This is a genomic window from Rhizobium sp. Root1212 (assembly GCF_001424985.1).
Taxonomy (GTDB): domain Bacteria; phylum Pseudomonadota; class Alphaproteobacteria; order Rhizobiales; family Rhizobiaceae; genus Pararhizobium.
In genome coordinates, this window is the sequence record NZ_LMDA01000016.1 from 22,039 (window position 1) to 29,184 (window position 7,146).

A 7,146-nucleotide genomic window follows, 5' to 3' on the forward strand; every position below is an offset into this window, starting at 1 on the left:
CATGACAAACGCCAGGCAGCAAACCGCTGCCATTTCAATTTCCGATCGTCGCGATAGGGCCATCACGCTCGCGCCCGCGGTGTTGGTGCTCGCCTTCGGTTTTCTTTCGCCCTTGATCAACCTGGCGATTGAAAGCCTGAAGGAGTTCACACCGGGACGCGTCGGTTCCGTGGAAAATGCGGCGACGACGGTTCAGAACTACCATGAACTTGCCAACCAGGCGTTTGCCAATGTGCTGCTGACGACCTTCTGGATCGGCGGCGTGGCCGCACTCGTCGGGCAGCTCGTGGCATTTCCCCTCGCCTATTTCATCGTGCGGCGCCTTTCCCCACGCATGCGCACTCTGGCGCTTGGCTTCCTGATCACGCTTGTGCTGTCGAGCGTCCTTATCAAGACCTATGCGATCGAGCTGACATTCGGCTCGGTCGGCATCCTGCGGCCCTTGCTGTTGACGGTCGGCCTGTCGGCCAACAGTCGTGAATACATCAATATCGTCGTCATCGCAGGTCTGGTGCACTCGATCATTCCGGTCGCGACGCTGACGCTGATGGGCGCTATGCAGTCCATCGATCCGCGCCTGCTCGATGCCGCCCAGTCGCTCGGCGCACCGGGATGGAAAGCGCATCTGTCCATCACGCTTCCGCTCAGCCTTCCGGCCCTCGTATCGAGCACGCTTATCTCGCTGACGTTTGCGATCAGCGCCTTTGTCATACCCATGGTTCTCGGGAGGGGGCGCGTTCTGTTCATGTCGAACGTTATCTATACCCGGTTCAGCGATATCGCCAACTATCCAAGCGGCGCGGCGATTTCGCTCGTCATGCTCGCTACGGCCCTGGCGGTGATATCGGTCATAACCTTGGCGCACGCATGGAAGAGCCGCCGATGAGCACACATTCTCGTACCGCCAGATCCGGCGACCGGGTTGCCGGCGCACTCGCCTATGGTGTCGTCGGCCTAGGATTGGCCTTTCTTGCAATCCCGCTAGCGATCACCTGCCTGATGGCGTTCGACGCAAGGACATTTCTCGGTCCCTTGCCGCCGCCGGCATTGTCGTTGCACTGGTTCGAGCGGCTTGCCTCCCAGGCAGACATTCTTTCGAGCCTTCGCACCAGCCTTGTTCTGGCCGTGCTGACGACGATCCTGTCCGTTTCGATCGGGACTGCCGCTGCAGTCGGCCTCGCCCGGGGCGACTTTCCCGGGAAAGGCATCCTGACGTCCGCTTTCCTGTCGCCCCTAATCGTTCCGCCCGTCGTCATCGGCTTCGGTTTGCTGCTGTTTCTGTCAAAGGCCGGCATTACCAACGGCATGGCCCGGCTGCTGCTTGGCCACGTGATCGTGACCGCGCCCTATTGCATAAGGACCGGCCTTGCCAGCCTTCTCGGCGCCGACAGGCGGCTGACGGACGCGGCCATGATCCTCGGCGCCACGGAGCGGCAGGCGTTCTGGAGCATCACGATCCCGCTGATGAAGACAGGGATCATCACCGGGGCGATCTTTGCCTTCGCCATTTCGATGGACGACGTATCGATCAGCCTTTTCCTGAGTGACCCGTCGGCCACCACCCTGCCCGTTACCCTGGTCAGCAACATGCGGGCCGCTTTTGACCTGACGATCGCGGCGGCTGCCGTGATCCTGATGGCGGTGACGGTGGTGCTGATCGTTGTCCTCGACCGGCTGGTCGGTTTCGACAATGTCGTAGGGCAAGGTTTGTTTCGTTCATGAGGACAACTACGATGATTTCTGCCGTAGAATTTCAAAGTGTCGGCAAGAGCTTCGGCGAAACCGTTGCGCTCGACAATATCTCATTTTCGGTAAAGCCCGGCGAGACGATCGCGCTTCTGGGACCGAGCGGTTGTGGCAAGACTACGATCCTTCGTCTCATCGCCGGTTTCGAACGGCCTGACAGCGGCACAATCACGATCGGCGGCAAGTCGATGGCCGGATTGAAGCCATATGAACGAAATGTCGGCCTGCTGTTCCAGCACTACGCCCTTTTTCCGCACATGACCGTCGAGCAGAATATCGGCTACGGACTTCGCCACCGCGGTCATGCGGCACGCGAGATCCCCGCCCGGGTCGCCGAAATGCTGGACCTAGTGCGGCTGACCGGCTTCGGCCACCGGCGTCCGAATGAACTGAGTGGTGGGCAGCAGCAGCGTGTGGCCCTGGCGAGGGCGCTCGCGACGCATCCAAGCCTGCTGCTTCTGGATGAGCCGCTGTCCGCGCTCGATGCGAAGCTGAGACATGAGCTGCGCACGGAGCTGAAGGACGTTTTGGCTGCGGTTGGCTCCACGGCGATCGTGGTTACGCATGACCAGGAAGAGGCGATGAGCCTCGGCGAGCGGATTTTCGTCATGAGCCGCGGCGAGATCATGCAGTCGGGCAAGCCGGACGATGTCTACTGGCGTCCGAAATCGCGTTTCGTCGCGGATTTTATGGGACGAACGAACTGGATCCGGGGCTCGGTCGTCGCAACCGACGGCTCCGTCTCGACATTTCGCTCGGAATTCGGATGGGAGTTTCCGGTCGCCGCGTCACGCGATGGAGCTGCCATGAAGGACGTCTGCGTCCGCCCGGAGAGCGTCGAGATATCATCAGGCACCGGGCGCGCAGGAGCGATAGGCATGGCTGGGCGCGTAGAAGACGTCGTCACCCTCGGCGCCTTCAGACACGTGTCCGTCGAGCTTTCCAGCGGCGACCGTATCATTTCCGCCTGTGCAAATCGCCCGGACATTTCCTTCGAAGCGGGACAGGAGATCACCATTTCCATGCCACCACAGGCATGCGTTTTGTTCGCATGATTGCCTAGACTTCAGCGGGCGGGCAACGACTGTGTTGCCTGCTCGCTGATTGCGCCCTGTTGCACCCGGCGTACGGATCGTTCAAAGTCCAATCCAGGAGCTGGTGTCGTATTTGGCGAACCCGTCCCACGCCTCCCCGATGCGGAAGCCCAAGACGTCTTCGGTCCACACCCATCAACAGCGGCGAAAGCGCGGTGCTTCCATGCTCGATCTCGACTCATATCTGCTCCGAGCATTCCTGACCGTCGCGGAAATAGGAACCGTCAACGGCGCGGCTGCAAAACTGCATCGCACGCAAGCTGCGGTCAGCATGCAGATACGCAAGCTCGAGGAGCTCGTCGGTGTCACGCTTTTCTCCCGGTCGCCGAAGGGATTGGAGCTCACATCCCACGGACAAATCATGGTTGCCTATGCGCGTGAAATCGTCCTGCTCAGCGACGAGGTCGGCCGAAGGCTGACGGGCAAGGTGATCGAGGGGCGGATTCGCCTCGGCGTCGTCGAGGATTTTGCCGCTAGCCGGCTGATAGACATCCTGCGCGACTTCAGGGTTCAGAACCCCAGGGTTGAGATCGACATCATCGTCGAGCCGAATCACCGTCTTGCGGAGATGTTCGAAGACGGAAAGCTGGATGTCGCGGTCTGCGACATCGCTTGCCTTAGCCGAAAGCCAATTCTGATCTGGACCGAATACCTAATGTGGGCCGTCAGATCCGACTTCGTCGTCGATGCGAGCCAGCCGTTGCCGCTCATCATGTTCGACGACAGCTGCCCTTGGAATGTCCAGGCGATCGCGACCTTGTCCCAAAGAAACATAAAATGGAAAACTGCGTGTGTCGCCTCCACGCTGGTTGCGATGGCAACCGCCGTGCGGGTCGGAATCGGGATTGGCCCGATGATTTCGGCCACGATCCCGGATGGATGTCGCGCACTGGACAAATCGAGCGACCTGCCGACCGCTGTCCGGATCGAGATCGGCCTATATGCACAATCCGACGTATCCGAGGGCGCTCGCTATCTCGTTGAATTCGTATCCCGCCATACCGCCATGGGCGATCGGCCGTAGGCTTCATGCCGAGACACTTCCGAAGTCGATCGGCATTTGCTCTTGGTCAGGATGGGGGCTGTCATGTTTGAAAAGACTTCCCAGGCTCTCGCGCTGAAGCGATCGTTGAAGCAGCGACCCGCCCGTCGATGCGCTTTGTCGTTCCGAAAACACAATCCCAGCAGGCCTGCTGCATGCTCTTCCGGAGGCGGGACCTCTTCGTCCGTCAGCGAACGCAGCTTATCAACGCTCTTCGGGCACATCTGGCTGACACGGCGTCATTGCACTCGTTGACGGAAGCTATTGAAGATCAAGACACCGGCTGTATCTGGACCAGATAGAAGCGCTCTCCTCCCGCATCTTGTCGTTGAAAAATCGGAAGCGAAGCGTTCGCGAGTACCGCTCGCCTCATGTCCATGCCCAGCATGGGACCTACTACCGCTATTGCAGTCGAGGCATTCGCGCCTACTATGGTGACATTCCGACGGGGGCGCGGGATTTTGCAGCTTGTCTTGGGTTCGTGCCCAAACAGCATTCGAGTGATGGAAAACAGGTTGTCGGCCGGACGTCGAAGATGGGGCAACGCGACATCCGTTGGCTTCTGATCATCGGTGCGATGACCGTAATCCGCTGGGCATGCCGAAACACCCGCCGGAGAACTCATGGTTAGCACGCATGCTGGCGCGTAAACCGCGCATGCTCGTTGCGATCGCTCTCGCCAATAAGAGGGCTCGATTCATCTGGGCAATAGTGACCAAGAACGAAGATTACAGGGATTCCGCTATGGCTGCAGCATAGCGAGTGCTGAGCTGCGGTACCTGCCTCGAGCGCTCCTCCTTCATCGGCGGTACCTCTGCGCCTTGAAGAGCCCTCACCCGGCTATCACGAATCCTTATAGCCGCCCCCGAATTATCGCACTTCCAAGCGATGCGCTCACCGTCAATGATGCGGCGACAAAAGAGAGGGCCGGGGGCGCAACTAGCGCTTAGCCTACCTCCGGGAACGTCGCGATAAAGCAAAAAAGGGGAACATCATGAAAATCACACGAAATCTGACATCTATCCTTGCCGCCGCGATTGCGGTTATCGGCGTTTCCGCTAGCACGGCCTGGGCTGATGCGCTTGAGGATATCAAGAGCGCCGGAACGCTGGACGTCGGTATTTTCTCCGATTTCCCGCCGTTCTCGTCCGCCAGCGCCGATATGAGCATCAAGGGTTATGACGTCGACGTCGCGCAGAAGATTGCCGATGCTTTGGGCGTGAAACTCAACCTCGTGGGGATCACCGGCCAGAACCGTATCGCCTATCTCAACGACGACCGCGTCGATATCCTGATGAGCGTCGGCTATTCCAAGGAACGGGCGGAAGCGATCGACTTCGCGGCAGCATATGCGCCGTATTACATCGCCGTCATCGGCCCGGCCGACCTGAAGATCTCCGGCAAGGAAGACCTCGCCGATAAGACGATCGCCGTCAACCGCGGCACGCTTGAGGACACCTCGCTGACCGCCGCAGCACCCGCATCGGCCACGGTCCAGCGGTTCGAAAACTACAATGCGGTCATCCAGGCCTTTATCTCAGGCCAGACCCAGCTGATGGTGGTCGGCAACGATGTCGGCGCACAAGTGCTTGCGCGCCAGGACCAGCTGAAGCCGGAGCAGAAGTTCCAGCTTCTGACGTCTCCGTCGCATATCGCCGTGCGCAAGGGCGAAGAGGGCCTGAAGAAGGCGGTCGATGATGCCATCGCCAAGATGGTGAGCGACGGCACGCTCGATGCCAGTTCCAAGGAATGGCTTAAGACGCCGCTCAATCCTGACAATCTGAAGGACTGATGCGGCCTTCGAACGCACTTGGCTCTGAGAGGTCGCCATGAAATACGCTCTGGATTTCTCCTGGCTCTGGGGCAGCCTTGGTGCTTTGGCTTTGGGCGCGGCGGTGACGCTGCTGCTCATCGCCTGCACCACGGTTTTCGGTCTGACGATCAGCATCGTCGGCGCAGCCGCGCGCCGGGGGCGCTATCGGTGGCTGCGCAGGCTGGTGGGTGCCTATGTGGAAATTATCCGCAACACGCCCTTTCTCGTCCAGCTTTTCTTCATCTTTTTCGGGCTGCCGAGCATCGGCGTGCGGCTGGACCCTATGGTGGCCGCCATCCTCGCCATGACCCTCAACATGGCGGCCTACACGATCGAAGTGGTCGGTGCTGGCCTCGACGCGGTTCCGAGAGGCCAGCGGGAGGCGGCGACAGCGCTTGGCATGCGGCCCCGGCTCGCCTTCCTCAAGGTCGTCCTTCCGCAGGCCTTGGCCATCATCTATCCCGCGCTGACCAGTCAGATCATTATCATGATGCTGGAATCGGCCGTCGTTTCGCAGATTTCGGTGCGCGAACTGGCGCAGGAGGCAGACTTGCTGCAGGCTCGAACTTTCCGCTCCTTTGAAACCTATCTGGTCGTGACCTTCATCTACCTCGCCCTTTCCGCCGCTGTTCGCCGCGGAATGATCCTGTTCGGACGGCGCGTGCTGGGAGCCGCCGTACAATGATCGAGTTCACCTTCTGGGATATTCTGCGCAATCTGCTGTTTGCGACGCGCTGGACGGTTTTGCTGTCTGCGGCGGCCTTTGCCGGCGGTGCGGCCGTCGGTGTCGCCATTCTCTTTGCGCGTATCTCCAAGGCACCCTGGGCGCGGCGCTTCGGTGTCGGCTATATCGCGCTCTTTCAAGGCACTCCGCTGCTGATGCAGCTCTTCCTGATGTTTTTCGGACTGCCGATGCTCGGATTGCGCATCGAACCATGGACCGCCGCCGTTTGCGGGCTCACCTTCTATGCCAGCGCCTATCTTGCCGAAATTTGGCGTGCGGGGGTCGAGGCGCTGCCGCGCGGGCAATCGGAAGCGGCCTCAAGCCTCGGCCTGCATCGGCTGCAAGAGTTGCGCCTCGTGATCTTGCCGCAGGCCTTTCGCATAACCCGCGCACCTGTGGTCGGCTTTCTGGTGCAGCTCATCAAGAGCACGGCGCTCGCCTCCATTCTTGGCTTCGAGGAACTGCTGAAAACGGCGAATGCGATCAACAACGCCACCTTCGAGCCGTTCACGGTCTATGGTCTTGTGGCGATCATCTTTTTCATCCTCTGCTATCCGCTGACGCAATATGCGCGGATGCTTGAGGGAAGGGCCGCCTTTCGCTGAGTGCGGGGCGGCAGACGGAATTGGAGAGGAAACAAGTATGGCAACCCAAGCCCAGGCGCAAAAGATGACGGTCTCGGCGACCGACGTCGCCGTCGAAATCGTCAACATGAACAAGTGGTACG

The 7,146-nt window shown here is 60.1% G+C and carries 7 protein-coding genes and 2 pseudogenes; all 9 read left to right on the forward strand.

Annotated features, from left to right (window positions below; all coding sequences use genetic code 11):
• The first annotated feature begins 1 nt into the window (after nt 1).
• Nucleotides 2-886: an ABC transporter permease gene (locus tag ASC86_RS15925; protein WP_056323175.1), complete on the forward strand. Its 885-nt coding sequence runs from the start codon at nt 2-4 to the stop codon at nt 884-886.
• The gene (locus ASC86_RS15930) at nt 868-1,722 is read left to right on the forward strand and encodes an ABC transporter permease (protein ID WP_244477628.1); all 855 of its coding nucleotides are present in this window, start codon (nt 868-870) and stop codon (nt 1,720-1,722) included. The genes ASC86_RS15925 and ASC86_RS15930 overlap by 19 nt, the downstream gene beginning before the upstream one ends.
• An 11-nt stretch (nt 1,723-1,733) precedes the next feature.
• Nucleotides 1,734-2,801 carry an ABC transporter ATP-binding protein gene (locus ASC86_RS15935; protein ID WP_056323180.1) on the forward strand — a complete coding sequence of 356 codons (1,068 nt, stop codon included), beginning with the start codon at nt 1,734-1,736 and terminating at the stop codon, nt 2,799-2,801.
• Between the two features lie 202 nt (nt 2,802-3,003).
• Nucleotides 3,004-3,864 (forward strand): LysR substrate-binding domain-containing protein, encoded by an 861-nt coding sequence (locus ASC86_RS15940; RefSeq protein WP_056323183.1) that lies wholly within the window; start codon nt 3,004-3,006, stop codon nt 3,862-3,864.
• An 86-nt stretch (nt 3,865-3,950) separates the two neighbouring features.
• A pseudogene (locus ASC86_RS26685) lies at nt 3,951-4,641 on the forward strand (IS110 family transposase); the annotation flags it as partial.
• Between the two features lie 235 nt (nt 4,642-4,876).
• Nucleotides 4,877-5,674, forward strand: a complete 798-nt coding sequence (locus ASC86_RS15945; protein WP_056323190.1) for a transporter substrate-binding domain-containing protein — start codon at nt 4,877-4,879, stop codon at nt 5,672-5,674.
• Nucleotides 5,675-5,711: 37 nt separating this feature from the next.
• The gene (locus tag ASC86_RS15950) at nt 5,712-6,380 is read left to right on the forward strand and encodes an amino acid ABC transporter permease (protein WP_056323192.1); all 669 of its coding nucleotides are present in this window, start codon (nt 5,712-5,714) and stop codon (nt 6,378-6,380) included.
• Nucleotides 6,377-7,024 carry an amino acid ABC transporter permease gene (locus tag ASC86_RS15955; RefSeq protein WP_056323194.1) on the forward strand — a complete coding sequence of 216 codons (648 nt, stop codon included), beginning with the start codon at nt 6,377-6,379 and terminating at the stop codon, nt 7,022-7,024. Before ASC86_RS15950 ends, ASC86_RS15955 begins: the two co-directional genes overlap by 4 nt.
• A 37-nt stretch (nt 7,025-7,061) precedes the next feature.
• Nucleotides 7,062-7,146: pseudogene (locus ASC86_RS27055) on the forward strand (amino acid ABC transporter ATP-binding protein); the annotation flags it as partial.